Source organism: Paracoccus broussonetiae (assembly GCF_031854425.1).
Lineage (GTDB): Bacteria > Pseudomonadota > Alphaproteobacteria > Rhodobacterales > Rhodobacteraceae > Paracoccus > Paracoccus broussonetiae.
The window spans coordinates 74,375-89,940 of sequence record NZ_JAVRQI010000013.1; the positions used below are offsets into that span (position 1 = coordinate 74,375).

At 65.9% G+C, this 15,566-nt stretch carries 14 protein-coding genes; 4 read left to right on the forward strand and 10 right to left on the reverse strand.

Going from position 1 to position 15,566, the window contains the following annotated elements:
• Window positions 1–100 precede the first annotated feature (100 nt).
• Window positions 101–595 (forward strand): lytic transglycosylase domain-containing protein, encoded by a 495-nt coding sequence (locus RM190_RS16660; protein ID WP_311760594.1) that lies wholly within the window; start codon window positions 101–103, stop codon window positions 593–595.
• Between the two features lie 53 nt (window positions 596–648).
• On the opposite strand, the gene RM190_RS16665 is transcribed toward RM190_RS16660, so the two are convergent.
• Both RM190_RS16665 and RM190_RS16670 read right to left on the reverse strand, forming a co-directional pair.
• Window positions 649–1,089, reverse strand: a complete 441-nt coding sequence (locus RM190_RS16665; RefSeq protein WP_311760595.1) for a GNAT family N-acetyltransferase — start codon at window positions 1,087–1,089, stop codon at window positions 649–651.
• Window positions 1,086–1,925 (reverse strand): AAA family ATPase, encoded by an 840-nt coding sequence (locus RM190_RS16670; protein WP_311760596.1) that lies wholly within the window; start codon window positions 1,923–1,925, stop codon window positions 1,086–1,088. Before RM190_RS16670 ends, RM190_RS16665 begins: the two co-directional genes overlap by 4 nt.
• Window positions 1,926–2,084: 159 nt before the next feature.
• On the opposite strand from RM190_RS16670, the gene dksA reads away from it, so the two are divergent.
• Window positions 2,085–2,507 carry an RNA polymerase-binding protein DksA gene (dksA, locus tag RM190_RS16675; protein ID WP_311760597.1) on the forward strand — a complete coding sequence of 141 codons (423 nt, stop codon included), beginning with the start codon at window positions 2,085–2,087 and terminating at the stop codon, window positions 2,505–2,507.
• A gap of 72 nt (window positions 2,508–2,579) precedes the next feature.
• Window positions 2,580–3,722 carry an FAD-dependent monooxygenase gene (locus RM190_RS16680; protein ID WP_311760598.1) on the forward strand — a complete coding sequence of 381 codons (1,143 nt, stop codon included), beginning with the start codon at window positions 2,580–2,582 and terminating at the stop codon, window positions 3,720–3,722.
• On the opposite strand, the gene glmM is transcribed toward RM190_RS16680, so the two are convergent.
• The 8 genes from glmM to RM190_RS16720 all read right to left on the reverse strand — a co-directional run bounded on the left by glmM (window position 3,698) and on the right by RM190_RS16720 (window position 13,998).
• Complete coding sequence (glmM, locus tag RM190_RS16685; RefSeq protein ID WP_311760599.1) at window positions 3,698–5,062, reverse strand: phosphoglucosamine mutase; 1,365 nt, start codon at window positions 5,060–5,062, stop codon at window positions 3,698–3,700. The genes RM190_RS16680 and glmM overlap by 25 nt on opposite strands.
• The gene (gene folP / locus RM190_RS16690) at window positions 5,059–6,033 is read right to left on the reverse strand and encodes a dihydropteroate synthase (protein WP_311760600.1); all 975 of its coding nucleotides are present in this window, start codon (window positions 6,031–6,033) and stop codon (window positions 5,059–5,061) included. Before folP ends, glmM begins: the two co-directional genes overlap by 4 nt.
• The gene (locus tag RM190_RS16695) at window positions 6,030–6,878 is read right to left on the reverse strand and encodes a dihydroneopterin aldolase (RefSeq protein WP_311760601.1); all 849 of its coding nucleotides are present in this window, start codon (window positions 6,876–6,878) and stop codon (window positions 6,030–6,032) included. Before RM190_RS16695 ends, folP begins: the two co-directional genes overlap by 4 nt.
• A gap of 12 nt (window positions 6,879–6,890) precedes the next feature.
• Window positions 6,891–7,418, reverse strand: a complete 528-nt coding sequence (locus tag RM190_RS16700) for a cell wall hydrolase (RefSeq protein WP_311760602.1) — start codon at window positions 7,416–7,418, stop codon at window positions 6,891–6,893.
• A gap of 220 nt (window positions 7,419–7,638) precedes the next feature.
• A complete protein-coding gene (locus RM190_RS16705; RefSeq protein WP_311760603.1) occupies window positions 7,639–10,200 on the reverse strand; it encodes a putative PEP-binding protein in 2,562 nt (853 codons plus the stop codon).
• Between the two features lie 102 nt (window positions 10,201–10,302).
• Entirely contained in the window at window positions 10,303–12,564 is a 2,262-nt protein-coding gene (glyS, locus tag RM190_RS16710; protein ID WP_311760604.1) for a glycine--tRNA ligase subunit beta, read from the reverse strand.
• Complete coding sequence (locus tag RM190_RS16715) at window positions 12,564–13,034, reverse strand: DUF6446 family protein (protein WP_311760605.1); 471 nt, start codon at window positions 13,032–13,034, stop codon at window positions 12,564–12,566. Before RM190_RS16715 ends, glyS begins: the two co-directional genes overlap by 1 nt.
• Window position 13,035: 1 nt before the next feature.
• The gene (locus RM190_RS16720) at window positions 13,036–13,998 is read right to left on the reverse strand and encodes a glycine--tRNA ligase subunit alpha (protein ID WP_311760606.1); all 963 of its coding nucleotides are present in this window, start codon (window positions 13,996–13,998) and stop codon (window positions 13,036–13,038) included.
• Between the two features lie 86 nt (window positions 13,999–14,084).
• Between RM190_RS16720 and RM190_RS16725 the strand changes: the two genes are divergently transcribed.
• Window positions 14,085–15,560: a peptidoglycan-binding domain-containing protein gene (locus RM190_RS16725; RefSeq protein WP_311760607.1), complete on the forward strand. Its 1,476-nt coding sequence runs from the start codon at window positions 14,085–14,087 to the stop codon at window positions 15,558–15,560.
• The last annotated feature ends 6 nt before the right edge of the window (window positions 15,561–15,566 follow it).

A 15,566-nucleotide genomic window follows, 5' to 3' on the forward strand; every position in this document is an offset into this window, starting at 1 on the left:
GCCGAAAGGCCGTCCCGGACCGGGGCGGCCTTATCTTATGATTTCTCGACCGGGGAACCCGTGGCTAAAGTCCCTGCCAACGATAAATTCGAGGGCAGCCATGAAAACCATGATCCGTCTGCTTGTGCTGGGTGGCGTCTTCGCACTTGGGGCATGCGGCGACAATCGGGTCGATCCTGATCGCCGCTATCTTGTCGAACCCCGCGCCACTGCCGCCGACACCGTTGGTCTTCATGCGAACGAGACGCCTGAACTGCGTCACCTGATCAATAAATACGCGCAGCAATACCAGGTTCCGGTGGAGCTGGTGCACCGCGTCATCATCCGCGAATCCCGCCATCGTCCCGGCGCCCGCAACGGCCCGTATTACGGGCTGATGCAGATCCTGCCCGCGACCGCGCGCGGCATGGGCTATCAGGGCTCGGCGAACGGCCTTCTGGATGCCGATACGAACCTGAAATACGGCGTCAAATACCTGCGCGGCGCGTATCTGGTGGCCGGCGGAAATCAGGACGCTGCCGTGAAATGGTATTCGCGCGGCTATTACTACGAAGCCAAGCGCAAGGGCCTGCTGAACGAAACCGGCCTGCGCTAAGGCACGGAACCAGACCCCCGACCGACAGGCGGCCCAAGGGCCGCCTTTTTCGTTCAAAGCTTGCGATTGTATCGGATGAAGGGCGATTTTACCGCGACGCGGTCGTAGAGTATCCGCCCCGGATAATTGTCCTCGGCCGTCAGCCAATAGACATTGGGAACGCCAGCCGCATCCGCCGCGTCATAGACTGCGCCGATCAGCGCCCGGCCCACGCCCTTGCCGCGGGCTTCGGGTGCGGCGAACAAATCCTGCAGATAACAGACCCCTTCATCCCGCCACAGGTTCGGATGGAAGACGTAATGGACCAGACCCAGAAGCTGGCCTTCATCCTCGGCAACCAGACCGTGAAAATCCCCGGCCCTGCCCGACATCAGCCGTTCAAAGGCGCGATCATAGAATTCCGGCTTGCGGTCGTGAAAGCCGTAAAACGCCTGATAGCCACGATAAAGCGCCTCCCATCCCGCACGATCCTCGTGGTGCAGGGGGCGGATCATCTTTGCCTCCTTGCCATGAAGGCCAGCCGCTCGAACAGGGCCACGTCCTGCTCGTTCTTCAACAACGCGCCATGCAGGCGGGGCAGCATCTCACCCGCCGGGCGCTTCAGGTCTTCGGGCGACAGATCCTCGACCAGGATCAGTTTCAGCCAATCCAGCAATTCGCTGGTCGAGGGCTTCTTCTTCAGCCCCTTTACCTCGCGCAGTTCAAGGAACTGGTTCAACGCCTCGTCCAGCAGACGCGGCTTCAGGCCGGGGTAATGGACATCGACGATGCGCTTCAGCGTTTCGACATCGGGGAAGCGGATGAAATGGAAGAAGCAGCGCCGCAAGAAAGCGTCCGGCAGCTCTTTTTCGTTGTTCGAGGTGATGATGACGATGGGGCGATGCAGCGCGCGGACCGTCTCTCCCGTCTCGTAGACATGGAACTCCATGCGGTCTAGCTCTTGCAGCAGGTCGTTCGGGAACTCGATATCCGCCTTGTCGATCTCGTCGATCAGCAGCACCACCTTGGCGTCTGCCTCAAAAGCCTGCCACATCTTCCCCTTGCGGATATAGTTCGCGACATCCTGCACGCGGGCATCGCCCAGCTGGCTGTCCCGCAGCCGCGAAACGGCGTCGTATTCGTAAAGCCCCTGCTGCGCCCGCGTGGTCGACTTCACGTTCCATTCGATGATCGGCAGTCCAAGGCTTTCCGCCACCTGACGCGCCAGTTCCGTCTTGCCTGTCCCCGGCTCTCCCTTGACCAGAAGCGGACGCTCAAGGGTGATCGCGGCATTTACCGCGACCGTCAGGTCGGGCGGCGCCACATAGTTTTTTGTCGAGGAAAACTGCATCCGCCCGTCCTTTGCGCATTCCGGTCAAGGCTACGCGGGGGGCCGTTGCCGTGCAAGCGCAGCATCCCGACTTGCCGGAATGTCCTAGTGACAAACCCGGCACCATACTTTATGGGGGCCGCAAGGTGCGGGCATGCAGGCCCCGCTCCCGGAGGAACGATGAAAGCCCAGACCTTTCTGCCCGAAGATTATCGCCCCGCCGAAGACGAACCTTTCATGAACGAGCGGCAGCTTGAGTATTTCCGCCGCAAGCTGGTTGCGTGGAAGCAGGAGCTTCTGGATCAATCTGCCGAAACGCTTGAAGGATTGCAGGAAAGTGCGCGCAACGTGCCCGACCTTGCCGATCGGGCATCGGAGGAAACGGACCGTGCGCTGGAACTGCGCACCCGTGACCGCCAGCGCAAGCTTGTCAGCAAGATCGACTCGGCCCTGCGCCGGATCGAGACCGGCGAATACGGGTATTGCGAAATGACCGGCGAGCCGATCAGCCTGAAACGGCTGGACGCACGACCTACCGCGACGATGACGCTGGAAGCGCAGGAAAAGCACGAGCGAAAAGAGCGCGTCTATCGCGACGACTGACGTTCCGCACCCCTTCCGGCGGTGTTCATGCGCCGCCGGAAGGGCGGTATTTTTGTATTCAGGGACAAGGCCATGTCCGGTCCTCATTCACTTCCCATTGCAATCATTGGCGGAGGGGTTGCCGGACTGACGGCCGCCTGCGCGCTGGCGCGACGGGGCTTTCCCGTGCGGGTGCTGGAACGCGCGGCCTCGCTGGACGATATCGGCGCAGGGCTGCAAATCTCGCCCAACGCGTTTCGGGTGCTGGACGCGCTGGGGCTTGGCCCGCGCTTCCGCGAGATCTCGTTGCAATCGGAACGGGTCGAGCTTCGCGACACGTCGGGTGCGATGGTGGCGCGGCTGGATCTTGCGCGTTTCCGCCCTCAGGATGAGTTCCGGCTGGTCCATCGCGCAAGGCTGGTCGAGATGCTGGCCGATGCGGCACGCGCTGCAGGGGCCGAGATCGAACTTGGCCACGATGTCCACAGCATCCCACGGGATTGCCGGCTGGTGATCGGGGCCGATGGCGTCAAAAGCCGGACTCGCAGCCTGCTGAATGGGACTCAGGCGCCTTTCTTCACCGGCCAAAGCGCATGGCGGACCCTGATTCCCGCCGAGGAGGAGCCGGCCCCCGCAGCACAGATCTTCATGGGACCGGGGCGCCACCTTGTCAGCTATCCCTTGGCGGGCGGGTTGCGCAATATCGTTGCCGTGCTGGAACGCCCCGACTGGCAGGACGAGGGATGGTCCCAACCCGGCGACCCCAACGATCTGCGCGCAGCCTTTGCCCGCTTCGGCGGTCCGGTGCCGGGTTGGCTGGAACGGGTTCAGCAGGTCGGCCTTTGGGGGCTTTTCCGTCACCCGGTCGCGCCGCACTGGTATCGCGCGGAAGGTGACGGTCCGGCGCTGGCGCTGATCGGCGATGCCGCCCATCCGACCCTGCCCTTCATGGCGCAGGGTGCGGTCATGGCGATCGAGGATGCCTGGATCCTGGCCGCCTGCCTTGATTCCGGACGAGAGCTTGGCGCGGCGCTTCAGCACTTCCAAAGCTTACGCCACCCGCGCTGCGTGCGGATCGTCGACGCCGCGAATGCCAATGCCCGCAACTATCACCTGAAGGGACCGGCCAGGGCCGTGGCCCATGCCGGTCTGCGCACGGTGTCGCGACTGGCGCCCGGCCAGATGATCGGCCGGTTCGCCTGGCTTTACGATTACGATCCGACGACCGCGGTATAGGCCGCGCGCTCGACCGCGGCCACGATCCCCTCGACCACTTCGCGCAGGACAGTTTCGTCCTCGGCTTCGGCCATCACGCGGATCAGGGGCTCGGTCCCCGACTTGCGGATCAGGACGCGACCGGAACCGCTAAGCCGCGCCTCGGCGCGCGCGATCTCGGCCCGGACGGCCTCGGTCGACAGCGGGTCTGCCCCGGCTTGATACCGCACGTTCTTCAGAAGCTGGGGCACCGGGTCGAACTGCGCCACCAGTTCCGAGGCCTTGTGCCCGCTATCGGACAAAGCCGCCAGGAACTGAAGTCCCGCAATCAGGCCGTCGCCGGTGGTGGCATAGTCGGTCATCACGATATGACCCGACTGTTCGCCCCCCAGGTTGAAGCCCGCACCGCGCATCCGCTCGACGACATAGCGGTCCCCGACGGCCGTGCGCTCCAGGCGCAGGCCGCGTCCCGCAAGGAAACGCTCCAGCCCCAGATTCGACATCACCGTCGCGACCAGCGCGCCGCCGCGCAGGCGGCCCTGGTCGGCCCAGCGGCCCGCCAGCAGCGCCATGATCTGGTCGCCATCGGCCACCCGGCCCTTTTCGTCGATGATCATGACCCGGTCGGCATCGCCGTCCAGGCTGATGCCCAGATCTGCGCCATGCTCGATGACGGCGCGGGCACAGGCGTCGGTGTGGGTCGAGCCCACACCGTCATTGATGTTGTGGCCATTCGGGGTGACGCCCAGCGGGATCACCTCGGCCCCCAATTCCCACAGCACGTCGGGCGCGGCGCGATAGGCCGCGCCATTCGCGCAATCGATCACAACCTTCAGCCCGTCCAGCCGGTGCCCGACCGGGAAGGTGGTCTTGGCATATTCGACATAGCGGCCGCGGCCATCGTCGATCCGCTTCGCGCGACCGATATTCGCAGGTTGGGCGGGCACGATCTCGCCTGCGACGATCGCCTCGATCTCGGCCTCGGCCTCGTCTGACAACTTGAAGCCGTCGGGGCCAAAGAACTTGATGCCGTTATCGGCCGCCGGGTTATGGCTGGCCGAGATCATGATTCCCACATCCGCCCGCATCGAGCGCGTCAGGTATCCGACGGCGGGTGTCGGCACCGGGCCAAGCAGCAGGACGTTCATGCCGGTGCTGGTCAGACCGGCGGTCAGCGCGTTTTCCAGCATATAGCCGGACAGCCGCGTGTCCTTGCCGATGACGACGCGGTGATGTTCCTCGCCGCTGCGCCGGAAATAGCGCCCGGCGGCGGCACCCAGCCGCAACGCCATCTCGGCGGTCATGGGATAGCTGTTGGCCCTGCCCCTGACACCGTCGGTTCCGAAAAGTTTCCTGCTCATTCGCTTCCTCCGGTCACGGCCCGCCAAAGGGCAAGGCCCTGCCTCGTGTCTTCCACGTCATGGACGCGGTGGATTTGTATGCCCTGCGCGACCCCGGCCAACGTCACCGCCAGGGTGCCCGCCGCGCGGTTCGCCGGTTCGTCAGCCCCGCCGATCGCGCCGATGAAGCGCTTTCGCGAAACCCCCAGCAGAATTGCGCAGCCAAGCCCATGAAACAACGAGATCCGCCGCAGGATCGCCAGATTATGCGCTTGGGTTTTGCCAAAACCAATGCCCGGATCGATCACGATCCGACCAAGGGGGATTCCCGCCGAACACGCACGGGCTATACGGGCCTCGATCGCGTCATAGACATCCAGCAGCACGTCGTCATAGATCGGGTTGTCCTGCATCGTCAAAGGGATACCCTGCGCGTGCATCAGACACACGGCGGCGCCGGTCCCGGCGACGGCAGCCGCCATGCCGGGGTCGAAGTCAAACCCCGAGACGTCGTTGATCAGCCCCGCGCCCGCCGCCACGGCGGCATGGGCAACCCCGGCCTTGCGCGTGTCTACCGAGATGCCTGCCAGTTCGCGCGCGGCCCCAATGACCGGCACGATGCGGGCGATCTCGTCGTGTTCGGGAACTTCCAGCGCGCCGGGGCGGGTCGACTCGCCGCCGATGTCCAGAATTTCGGCCCCCTGCACTTTCAGCGTGCGGGCATGGGCGACAGGATCATAGCGCCCCCCGTCCGAGAAACTGTCGGGCGTCGCATTGACGATGCCCATGATGCGCGGGCGGTCCATTGGCAGACCCAGCACATCCGCGCGCGGCGCGGTCAGGGCGGCCATGACCTCGTCCGGTGCAAGCTCGGACAGGCACGGAGGCTCTCCCCGGCGCAGGATCTCGAATTGCGAAAAACGGATCCATCCCCCGGCAAGCTGCCAGCGACCATGCTCGGCCGGGATGGGGCGGAAATAGGTCCGCGTCATCGCGCGCCGATCCGTCCGGACGGGATGGCGAAACCGGGGGGAAGCTCAGGTTCTGCCGCGCCCTCGGGCAGTGCCCAATCCAGCCGCTCGGCAGACAGGCGATCCGCCAGCCAGATCGCCAGCGCATGGGGGTTGGCAGGCAACCCGGCGACGTCACGCGCCATCCGCGCAGGCGCCCAGACGACGGCACGCCCCTCGGTCGCGGCCCAGTCAAGCTCGGTCCGGCTGTCCGCGACGGTCACGCCCAGTTGCGCGGCCAGCGCCCAAGCCGCCTGATCCAGCGCGAGAAGCGCGATCTCGCGCCCGTTCCCGCCCTGCGGCACGGGCAGGCCCGGCGCATCCGGCACCAGCACCACCGCGCCTTGCGGCAGGGCCATGGTTGTCCCGTGGAAGATGACGCGGATCGGGGCCTCGACCGGCGCGACCTCGATCCGGGGGATGCGGCGCAGCAGCGTGACGCCAAGCGCGCCGGGAATCCGGTCCAGCTTCTCGACGGTCACGCTGACCTGCGCGGCGCGGGGATGGGCAAGGACATGGGCGGCGATGATCTCGGCCAGCGTTTCCAGCAGGTCGAGGCGACGATCGCCCAAGCCCGCCGAGACCGCGCCGGTCAGCACGTCATAGCTGAGAATCCGGTCCACTTCGTCATCCGCGCCCGAGACATGGGCGGCGAGTTCGACCTCGAGATTGAAGCGCAGACGCTGGGGTTGCCCCCGCTCGGTCTGGAAGGCGCCGATTTCCGCCGAAACGACGTAATCGCGCAGATGAATGCGATCGGGCTGGTCCATGTGACGCATTTCACAGGAAAACGGCCCCGCCGCAAGGGACGGGGCCGTTTCGATCATGCTTCCTGGGCGTCAGTTCGCCGCCATGCGGCGATCCGAGCGATAGAAATAGTGGCTGCCGATCCGGGTCGTGCGTTCGAACTTGCGCGACCAGGACGGACGGACGCCGCCGGTGTGGAAATAGGTCGCGCCACCGGTCAGGTTGCGCGGTGCGCCCTGCAGCGCCGCCTGGGCGATCTTCTGCGCGCGGGCAAAGGCGCCGCGTTCGCGGATACGCGCCTTTTTATAGGTGAACTGTCCGCGCTGGTTCACAACGCCACAGACGGTTTTCGGGAACCGGGGGTGATCCACGCGGTTGAGAATGACTTCGGCCACGGCGCGTTGGCCCTGGGCGCCTTCACCGCGCGCTTCGAAATAAAGCGCCTCGGACAGGCATTGCAGGTCGGTTTTGCTGACCTGCGGAGTGGCAGCGGCGGCAGTGCGGGTCGGGGTTTTTTCGGATGCGCGGGTGTCCGCGAATGCGGGAGCAGCTGAAATGGTGGGCAGCGCGAGGGCAACACACAGGGAAACGCGCGCCAGCCAAGACATCGGTGTCGACATGTCGATCCTGTTACAAGGGATCCGGTATTCACTGTCCGGACGGTTACGTTCTGGGCCTGGCAGGGCCCTGTTTATGTCCGTTAGAGACCAAGGAAGGTGCCCGGGCTTCCAGCGCACATCGGCGCGAGGCCCGGAATTAGCTGCAAAATAAGGGATTCCAGCGGAAACCCGCCGACGTGCTTTTCCGGAAACAGCGGGATCTGGCCAAAATCGGCAGGTCTTAGGACTCGCGGTTGGCGGCCGATTCTGCGTCTTCGCGACTCATCAGAATCGATTCCTGCGCCGCGGCAAGGCGCGCGACGGGCACTCGGAAGGGCGAACAAGAGACGTAATTGACGCCCGCCCGCAGGCAGAAAGCGATCGATTCCGGGTTGCCGCCATGCTCGCCACAGACCGAGATGGTGATCCCCGGCGCGCGGCTGCGGGCGCGTTCGGTGCCGATGGCGACCAACTCTCCGACGCCTTCCCGGTCGAGGATGTGGAACGGATCCTCGCCATAGACCCCCTGCCCGACATAGGCCGACATGAAGCGGCCGGCATCGTCTCGGGACAGGCCATAGGTCATCTGGGTTAGGTCGTTCGTGCCGAAGGACAGGAAGGCGGCATGTTCGGCAATATCGCCCGCGCGCAGCGCCGCGCGCGGGGTCTCGACCATTACGCCAAGGCGATAGGTGACGTCCTTGCGGGTCTCGTTGCGGACGGCGGCGGCAACGGCATCGATCCGGTTCTTGACCAGTTCGACCTCGCGCCGGGCGCTGACCAGCGGGATCATGATCTCGGGGACCACGGCTTCGCCATTCTTGCTGGCCTGAATCGTCGCCTCGAAGATGGCGCGGGCCTGCATGTCATAGATCTCGGGGACGGTGATCCCCAGCCGGACCCCGCGCATGCCCAGCATGGGGTTGAATTCGCTGAGCGCCTCGACCCGGCGCGTCACATCCGACAGCGGCAGATCCAGCGATTCCGCCAGTTCGCGCATTCCCTCGCGGTCATGGGGCAGGAATTCGTGCAGGGGCGGGTCGAAAAGCCGGATGGTGACGGGAAGTCCGGCCATGATCTCGAACAGCGCGGCAAAATCACTGCGCTGCATCGGCAGCAACCGTTCCAGCGACAGGCGACGGTCCCCGGGCTTGTCGGCAAAGATCATCTCGCGCATCGCCGGCAGGCGCTGGTCGTCGAAGAACATGTGCTCGGTCCGGCAAAGGCCGATCCCCTGCGCGTTGAACATGCGGGCAGTGCGCGCATCTTCGGGCGTGTCGGCATTCGCGCGGATGCGGATGCGGCAATGTGCGTCCGCCCAGTCGAGAAGCTGGGTAAAGCTTTCGTCCAGCGCGGGTTCAAGCATCGCCGCCTCGCCCGCCAGAATCTCGCCGGTGGTCCCGTCGATGGTGATCTGCTCACCCTCGTGGAACATGCGCCCCCCCGCCAGCATGGTCCGGGCGCGCGTGTCGATCGAGATCCCCGAGGCGCCGACGATGCAGGGCAGCCCGATGCCGCGCGCGATCACCGCCGCGTGGCTGGTCATGCCGCCGCGCTCGGTCAGGACGGCGGTCGCGGCATGCATGCCGCGGATATCCTCGGGCACGGTCTCGCGCCGGACCAGAACGCAGCGCTCGCCCCGCGCCTCGGCCGCCTGCGCGGCGGCTGCGCTGAAGACGATCTGCCCGGTCGCCGCGCCGGGACTGGCATTGATGCCCTTGGCAATCAGGTCGCGCGGCGCGTCGGGATCAACCTGGTAATGCAGCAGGTCCGACAGGGCGCGCGGCTCGATCCGCATCACCGCCTCTTCGGTCGGAATGATGCCATCGCGGGCCAGCGCCACGGCGATCCGCACGGCCGCGCGGGAAGAGCGCGGGACGCGCACCGCGTCGATGATCGACAGCTTGCTGTCCGAGACAACGAATTCGACCAGCATTTCCTCGCGCAGGCGTTCGCGGGCGGCGACACCATAGCGGATCAGGTCGGCAAAGACCTCGGGCGCGGCTTCCTCAAGCGAGGGGCCACGCGGGTCGCGGGTCAGGTAAAGCGTCTCGGCCCCCTCGGCCTTGGCCCTGCCCTGACTTTGGCCGCGAAAACGCCCGGTGATGCGTGGCATTCCGGTCGAACTGTCGGCAAGCTGGATCGAACCCGACCCCGTCACCCCCGGCCCGATCGCGAGCGCCATGGTCTGCACGATCAGCCCCAGCGGAGCATGCGTCGGCGCGCCCTTGGCCTGGCGCAGAAGCCGCGCCGTCGGACCGTCCCAGGCACGCGCCATGCTGCGCAGCACCTCGGCCAGTTGCCGGGCCGGGTCCTGCGGAAACTCCTCGTCCGTCTCGTCCTCATAGGCGCGAAGCGCACCAGCCAGCCCGACCTCGTTGTCCGAGAACGCTTCGGCATCCAGTCGCGCGACATGGATCGCAAAGGATTGCACGAAACCCAGATACAGCGCGTCGGCCGCGGCCTGTCCGCGCGTCTCGACCAGCCGGGCATGACAGGCGTCGTTGATCCCGACGTTCAGGACCGTCCCCGGCCCGCCCCATGCCGGATTTGCCGCCGAGGGCCGGATGCTGACCAGCCCGTCTGCTCGTTCGATGACCGCGGCAAGCTGGCGTGGATCGGGGGTCTGCCCGGCCGCGATCGCGCGCACCGCATCGGCCGAGATCGCGAAGCTGAGCGGGACCGGCAATCCCATGCGCACCAGACGTTGCAGGCATTTCGCCCGCCAGCCGTAGCGTGGGACCTGGATCCCCGCCGAAGGGGTGATTTCGACAATGGCATCGGGATCGTTCAGTGCGGTCATGATGCCGTCACATTAGGCACGGCCCAACGAATGCTGCAAGCGCGAAGAGCGGGGGCCGACTGCCCCCGCTCCCCCGTGGGTATTTTCGAAGCGATGAAGCCGTCAGCCCTCGATCCGGCCGAAATCCGCGACCAGCCGCCCCGCCTCGCGGATGCGCGACAGCAGGTTCAGGCGGTTGCGGCGGACGATCTGGTTGTCCGTGTTGATCTGCACAGCTTCGAAGAAGGCGTCGATCGGGGCGCGCAATGTGGCGATACCCTGCATGGCGGCGGGGAAATCCTCGCCACGCACGGCTTCGCGGATCGCGGGTTCGGCCCTGTCGAGCGCGTCGAAAAGCGCGCGTTCCTGTTCGGTCTCGGCGAATTTCGGATCGGCGCCGAAACTGTATTCGACCCCGTCCTTGGCCTCGGCCTGGGTCAGGATGTTGCTGGCGCGCTTCAGGCCCTGCAGCAGGTTCGTCCCGTCTTCGGTCTTCAGCACGTCATTCAGCGCAACGGCGCGATTCACCAGCAGGACGAGGTCGTCATTGCCGGGCATGGCGATCACCGCGTCAATGATGTCGTGGCGGATGCCCTGATCGCGCAGATAGACCTTCAGGCGGTCGTGGAAGAAGGCGAGTAGACTAACAGCACCTTCTGCAGTCTTCGTAAGAACAGCCAATTCGCGGCTATCTTTGTCGAACACATCGAGTTGAGGCTCTTTGTCTGCAAACGCTTGCCGGAGACAAGCACCAACTGTGTTTGGCGCGTCACCATTCAACAACTTATCGCGCGCTATTTCTAGAGCGAACAATGAGCCCTCGTCCCAGAAGCCTTGCCGATAAATTTCAGCCATTTCAAAATTGAAAATCTTGAGCCTCAGACTAAGTAGTAGGTTCGCGCGGACCTCGTTCGCCAGCACCAGACGGATCACGCCCAGTGCCGCACGGCGCAGCGCGAAGGGGTCCTTCGAGCCGGTCGGTTTCTCGTCGATAGCCCAGAACCCGGTCAGCGTGTCGAGCTTGTCGGCCAGCGCCACGGCAACCGAGACGGGAGCCGAGGGCACATCATCCGACGGCCCGACGGGCGAATAGTGATCGCGCGCCGCATCGGCGACAGCGGCGGGAAGTTCCGCTTCGAGCGCATAATAGCGCCCCATCGTGCCTTGCAGTTCGGGGAATTCGCCGACCATCGCGGAACGCAGGTCAAGCTTCGCCACGCGGGCGGCCTGCTCGACCTCATCGGCATCCGCTCCGACCAGCGGCGCGATTTCGCGCGCCAGTTGGGCAATGCGGTCAATGCGATCGGCCTGCGAACCAAGCTTGCTTTGGAAGGTCACGGATTTCAGGCCCTCGGCCCAGTCGGCCATGCCCGATTTCGCCTCGCGGCGGTCGTTTTCCCAGAAGAACACGGCGTCCGACAGCCGGGCGGCCAGCACGCGCTGATTGCCCTTCAAAATCGTCTCGCCATTGTCCGGCGTCTCGATGTTGGCCACGGTCACGAAGCCTTCGATCCGACCCGTTTTGGGGTTCCGGGCCGAGAAGAATTTCTGATGCTCCTTCATCGAGGTCTGCAGCACCTCGGGCGGAAGGGTCAGGAACCGGTCCTCGATCACGCCCATCAGCGGCACCGGCCATTCGACCAGCCCCGCAACTTCAGAGAGCAGGCCGTCATCGGGCATGATCTCCCAGCCGCGGGCAAAGGCGAGATTCGCGGCTTCCTGCCGGATCGCGGCCTCGCGTTCGGCGCTGTCCAGCATGACGCGGGCGCGGCGCAGCTTGGCCGCGTAATCGTCGAAGCCGGAAACGGTGATCTCGTCCGGGGCCATGAAGCGGTGGCCGCGCGTGGTATTCCCGGCGGTGATCCCCTCGACCTCCAGCGGGACGACATTCGCGCCGCCCTCGTCGGACAGAAGGCAGATGATCGAATGCAGCGGGCGGACCCAGCGCAGCGAACCCGCACCCCAGCGCATCGACTTGGGCCAGGGGAAATTGCGGATCGCGGAGTCCAGCACCTCGGCCACGATTTCCGCAGCGGGGCGGCCAGCCTTGGCGATGACGGCGAACCAGACCTGGCCCTTCTTGTCGTCACGCGCCTGAAGTTGGTCCTTCGTCAATCCGGTCGAGCGCAAAAAGCCCTCCAGCGCGGCGTCCGGGGCGTCGGTGCGCGGTCCCTTGCGTTCCTCGCGCGTCGTCGGGCTGTGGGCAGTCAGACCCTCGACGGTCAGAACCAGGCGGCGCGGCGTCGAAAAAGCGCCGGCGCTGGCATAGGTCAGGCCAGCCGCGACCAGCCCGTCAGTCACCAGTTTCTTCAGGTCCTCGCGCGCGCGGGCCTGCATCCGCGCCGGGATTTCTTCCGAGAAAAGCTCGATCAGAAGGTCGGGCATCAGTCCATCACTCCGCGTTCGGGGGTCTTGTCGTTGAATTGGTGCCAGCCAAAGGCGCGGCCGTCGGGATAGACGGCGATCACGCGATCCACATCAGGGCGGATCTCGGGCTGGGACAGATAGGCCTTGGCCGCGCCGGAGGCGAGATCCGCCGCGATCCGGCCCGCGTCAAAGCAGGAAAACCAGCCGGGGCCGATCAGCGGCGTCGCCCCGGCAAAGGGTTCGGCATCGGCCGGCAACGGTTGGTCCAGTCGGAAGCAGCCGCGCCAGCGGATGGGCGAGCTTGAGGCGTCGATCGCCTCAAGATCGCCGGCCTGCAGTGGCACCGCCTGCCCGCCCGCCATCACGGTTATCGCGACACCCGCTGGGTCCACGCGCTCGTAAAATCCGTATTCCTGCGCATACCAGACCCCGACGCCCGCGACGAGCGCGGCGCCAAGGATCAGCAATGCGGGAATGCGGCCGTTCACGTCAGGCCCCTGCCGGGAAGTCGGGAAGCGGCTCGCCCGTCGCGGCCGAGGTGGTCACGAACAGATCCGCGCAGCGCTTCGCCAGCGCCCGGACCCGACCGATATAGGCCTGACGCTCGGTGACCGAGATCACGCCACGCGCGTCGAGCAGGTTGAACAGGTGGCTGGCCTTGATCGCCTGATCATAGGCCGGATGCGCCATCGGGATCGCGCGACCGGCGCTGTCGGCATCAGCAGCGTCCAGCGTGCGGGCGCATTCGGCCTCGGCGTCCTCGAAATGCTTCAGCAGGGTCGCGGTATCGGCCTGCTCGAAGTTCCAGCGGGAATACTCGCGCTCGGCCTGACGGAAGATGTCGCCATAGCTCAGCGGGATCGGGCTTGCCGGATCGTTGAAGGGCATGTCCATGACATGCTCGCAGCCCAGCACATACATCGCCAGACGCTCAAGCCCATAGGTCAGCTCGCCCGAGACCGGGCGGCAGTCATGGCCGCCGACCTGCTGGAAATAGGTGAACTGGCTGACTTCCATACCGTCGCACCAGACCTCCCAGCCAAGGCCCCATGCGCCCAGCGTCGGGCTTTCCCAGTCATCCTCGACGAAGCGCACGTCATGGATCATCGGGTCCAGACCGATTGCCTTCAGCGAACCCAGATACAGATCCTGCAGGTTCGCGGGCGACGGTTTGATGATGACCTGGTACTGGTAATAGTGCTGCAGCCGGTTCGGGTTTTCGCCATAGCGACCATCGGTCGGGCGGCGCGAGGGCTGGACATAGGCCGCGGCCCAAGGGCGCGCGCCCAGGCTGCGCAGGGTGGTGGCCGGGTGGAAGGTGCCGGCCCCGACCTCCATGTCATAGGGTTGCAGCACGGCGCAGCCCTGCCCGGCCCAATAGGACTGCAGGCGCAGGATCACGTCCTGAAAGCAGACGGGTTTCGCCGTCTGATTGTCCTGGGGGCTGGTCATCGCTGCATCCTTTTGCATAACTGGCAAGTAGGGTCAGCCGCCTTCTAGGCAGAGGGCGGCGCAGGGTCAATGAGAGGGAATTGCGCATGCGGCGCTTTGCAATCGTCTTCGGTGCGGCCCTGCCGCTTCTTGGCGCGTCCGGCGCGCTGGCCGAGGATGTCCTGATCCGGGTCGAAGCGAAGCGTGGGACCGAGGTCGCACGCAGCGCCGCCCAGGGCTGGAGCGAGCGTTTCGACGATGTCGTGACCTTTCCGCTCAGCGATGGCTGGATTGGCATCGGCCTTGGCCCGATGCCACGGGAACAGGCGACCGCACGGCTGCGGCAACTCAGGTCGGATGGTCAGGTGCCCGGCGACAGCTTCATCGCCCCGGCTGACGGGCGACGGCTGACGCAGATCGATTCCCCCACGACTCCGGATGCGACAGCCGCCACGCCCGAAACCGTGACAGCCGTGCCCCCCGAAGCCCCCGCTGCGGACACAGGCCCGGTCGCAGCCGGGACACCCGGCACGCCCTCGACCTTCCCCCAGCCTGCCGCGCCCGAGGTGGTGACGCCGGTCGAGCCGCCTGCCCCGGCCAAGGTATTCCTGCGCCTGGAATCGACCACCGACCGCGCCAAGGCCGAAGAAATGCTGGCGAAGTGGCGCGAAACCCTGCCCGAAGCCGGGCTGTGGACGCTTCCGAACGGCCGTCTGGCCATCGCCTTCGGTCCCGTCGAGGAACCGACCGGCGAGGCCTGGCTGACGGCCTTCAAGGCTGCGGGCGCGATCCCGAAGGACGCCTTCCTGACCTCGCCCGAAGAGGTCGGCGAAGTCGCGATCGCGGGCAGCGCACCCGAACTGGCCCCGCCCCCCGCCACCGACGCGGCGCGCCCCGCCATGCCATCGCTTGAAGACATCCAGCGCGCCCTGCGTTGGGCCGGGCATTACGACGGCGCGATTGATGGCAAGGACGGTCCGATGACACGCGCAGCCATCGCGGCCGAGATCGTGCGCCTTCGTGCCTCGCCCGATACCGCGACCGCAATGGCCGAACTGACCCGCCGTCGCGAGGCATGGCGGACCGAGATGGGCCTGACCGAGTTGCAGGACAGCCACACCGGCCTGGCCCTGCCCGCGCCGATGGACCGGCTGCAATTCGACCGGGCGGAACGGGCGCTGTCGATCTATGGCCCCAAGGACGGGTCGGGGGCGGCGTTGATCCTGTTCTCGCAACCCGGCGGACAGCAGGAATTGCAGGACCTGTCCGGCCTTGTCACCGCGCTTGGCTGGGTGCCCGCGCCGACGCGTCGCATTCAGAAGGGCAGCATCATCCTGGACGGTCGCAACCAGACCCATATCGGTCATGCCGAGGGGCGCGTGGTCGACGGGCACGCGCAGGGCTTCGTCTTGATCTGGCCGGTGCAGAACCCCGAAGAGCAGCGCCGTCTGGCGGCCGAGCTTTCCGACAATATCGCCCGTTTCGCGCCGGGCGCTGGTGAAGCGGTGCCCGAGATCCCCGCCATCGCCCCCGCGACCGAGGTGACAACCCAGACCGGAGTGGCCTCTCCCGCGACGCCGTGACGCCTT

Bases quoted from the DNA above. Each gene is read 5' to 3' on its own strand.
- RM190_RS16660 (WP_311760594.1), top strand. From the start codon at position 101: ATGAAAACCATGATCCGTCTGCTTGTGCTGGGTGGCGTCTTCGCACTT.
- RM190_RS16665 (WP_311760595.1), bottom strand. From the start codon at position 1,089: ATGATCCGCCCCCTGCACCACGAGGATCGTGCGGGATGGGAGGCGCTT.
- RM190_RS16670 (WP_311760596.1), bottom strand. From the start codon at position 1,925: ATGCAGTTTTCCTCGACAAAAAACTATGTGGCGCCGCCCGACCTGACG.
- dksA (WP_311760597.1), top strand. From the start codon at position 2,085: ATGAAAGCCCAGACCTTTCTGCCCGAAGATTATCGCCCCGCCGAAGAC.
- RM190_RS16680 (WP_311760598.1), top strand. From the start codon at position 2,580: ATGTCCGGTCCTCATTCACTTCCCATTGCAATCATTGGCGGAGGGGTT.
- glmM (WP_311760599.1), bottom strand. From the start codon at position 5,062: ATGAGCAGGAAACTTTTCGGAACCGACGGTGTCAGGGGCAGGGCCAAC.
- folP (WP_311760600.1), bottom strand. From the start codon at position 6,033: ATGACGCGGACCTATTTCCGCCCCATCCCGGCCGAGCATGGTCGCTGG.
- RM190_RS16695 (WP_311760601.1), bottom strand. From the start codon at position 6,878: ATGATCGAAACGGCCCCGTCCCTTGCGGCGGGGCCGTTTTCCTGTGAA.
- RM190_RS16700 (WP_311760602.1), bottom strand. From the start codon at position 7,418: ATGTCGACACCGATGTCTTGGCTGGCGCGCGTTTCCCTGTGTGTTGCC.
- RM190_RS16705 (WP_311760603.1), bottom strand. From the start codon at position 10,200: ATGACCGCACTGAACGATCCCGATGCCATTGTCGAAATCACCCCTTCG.
- glyS (WP_311760604.1), bottom strand. From the start codon at position 12,564: ATGCCCGACCTTCTGATCGAGCTTTTCTCGGAAGAAATCCCGGCGCGG.
- RM190_RS16720 (WP_311760606.1), bottom strand. From the start codon at position 13,998: ATGACCAGCCCCCAGGACAATCAGACGGCGAAACCCGTCTGCTTTCAG.
- RM190_RS16725 (WP_311760607.1), top strand. From the start codon at position 14,085: ATGCGGCGCTTTGCAATCGTCTTCGGTGCGGCCCTGCCGCTTCTTGGC.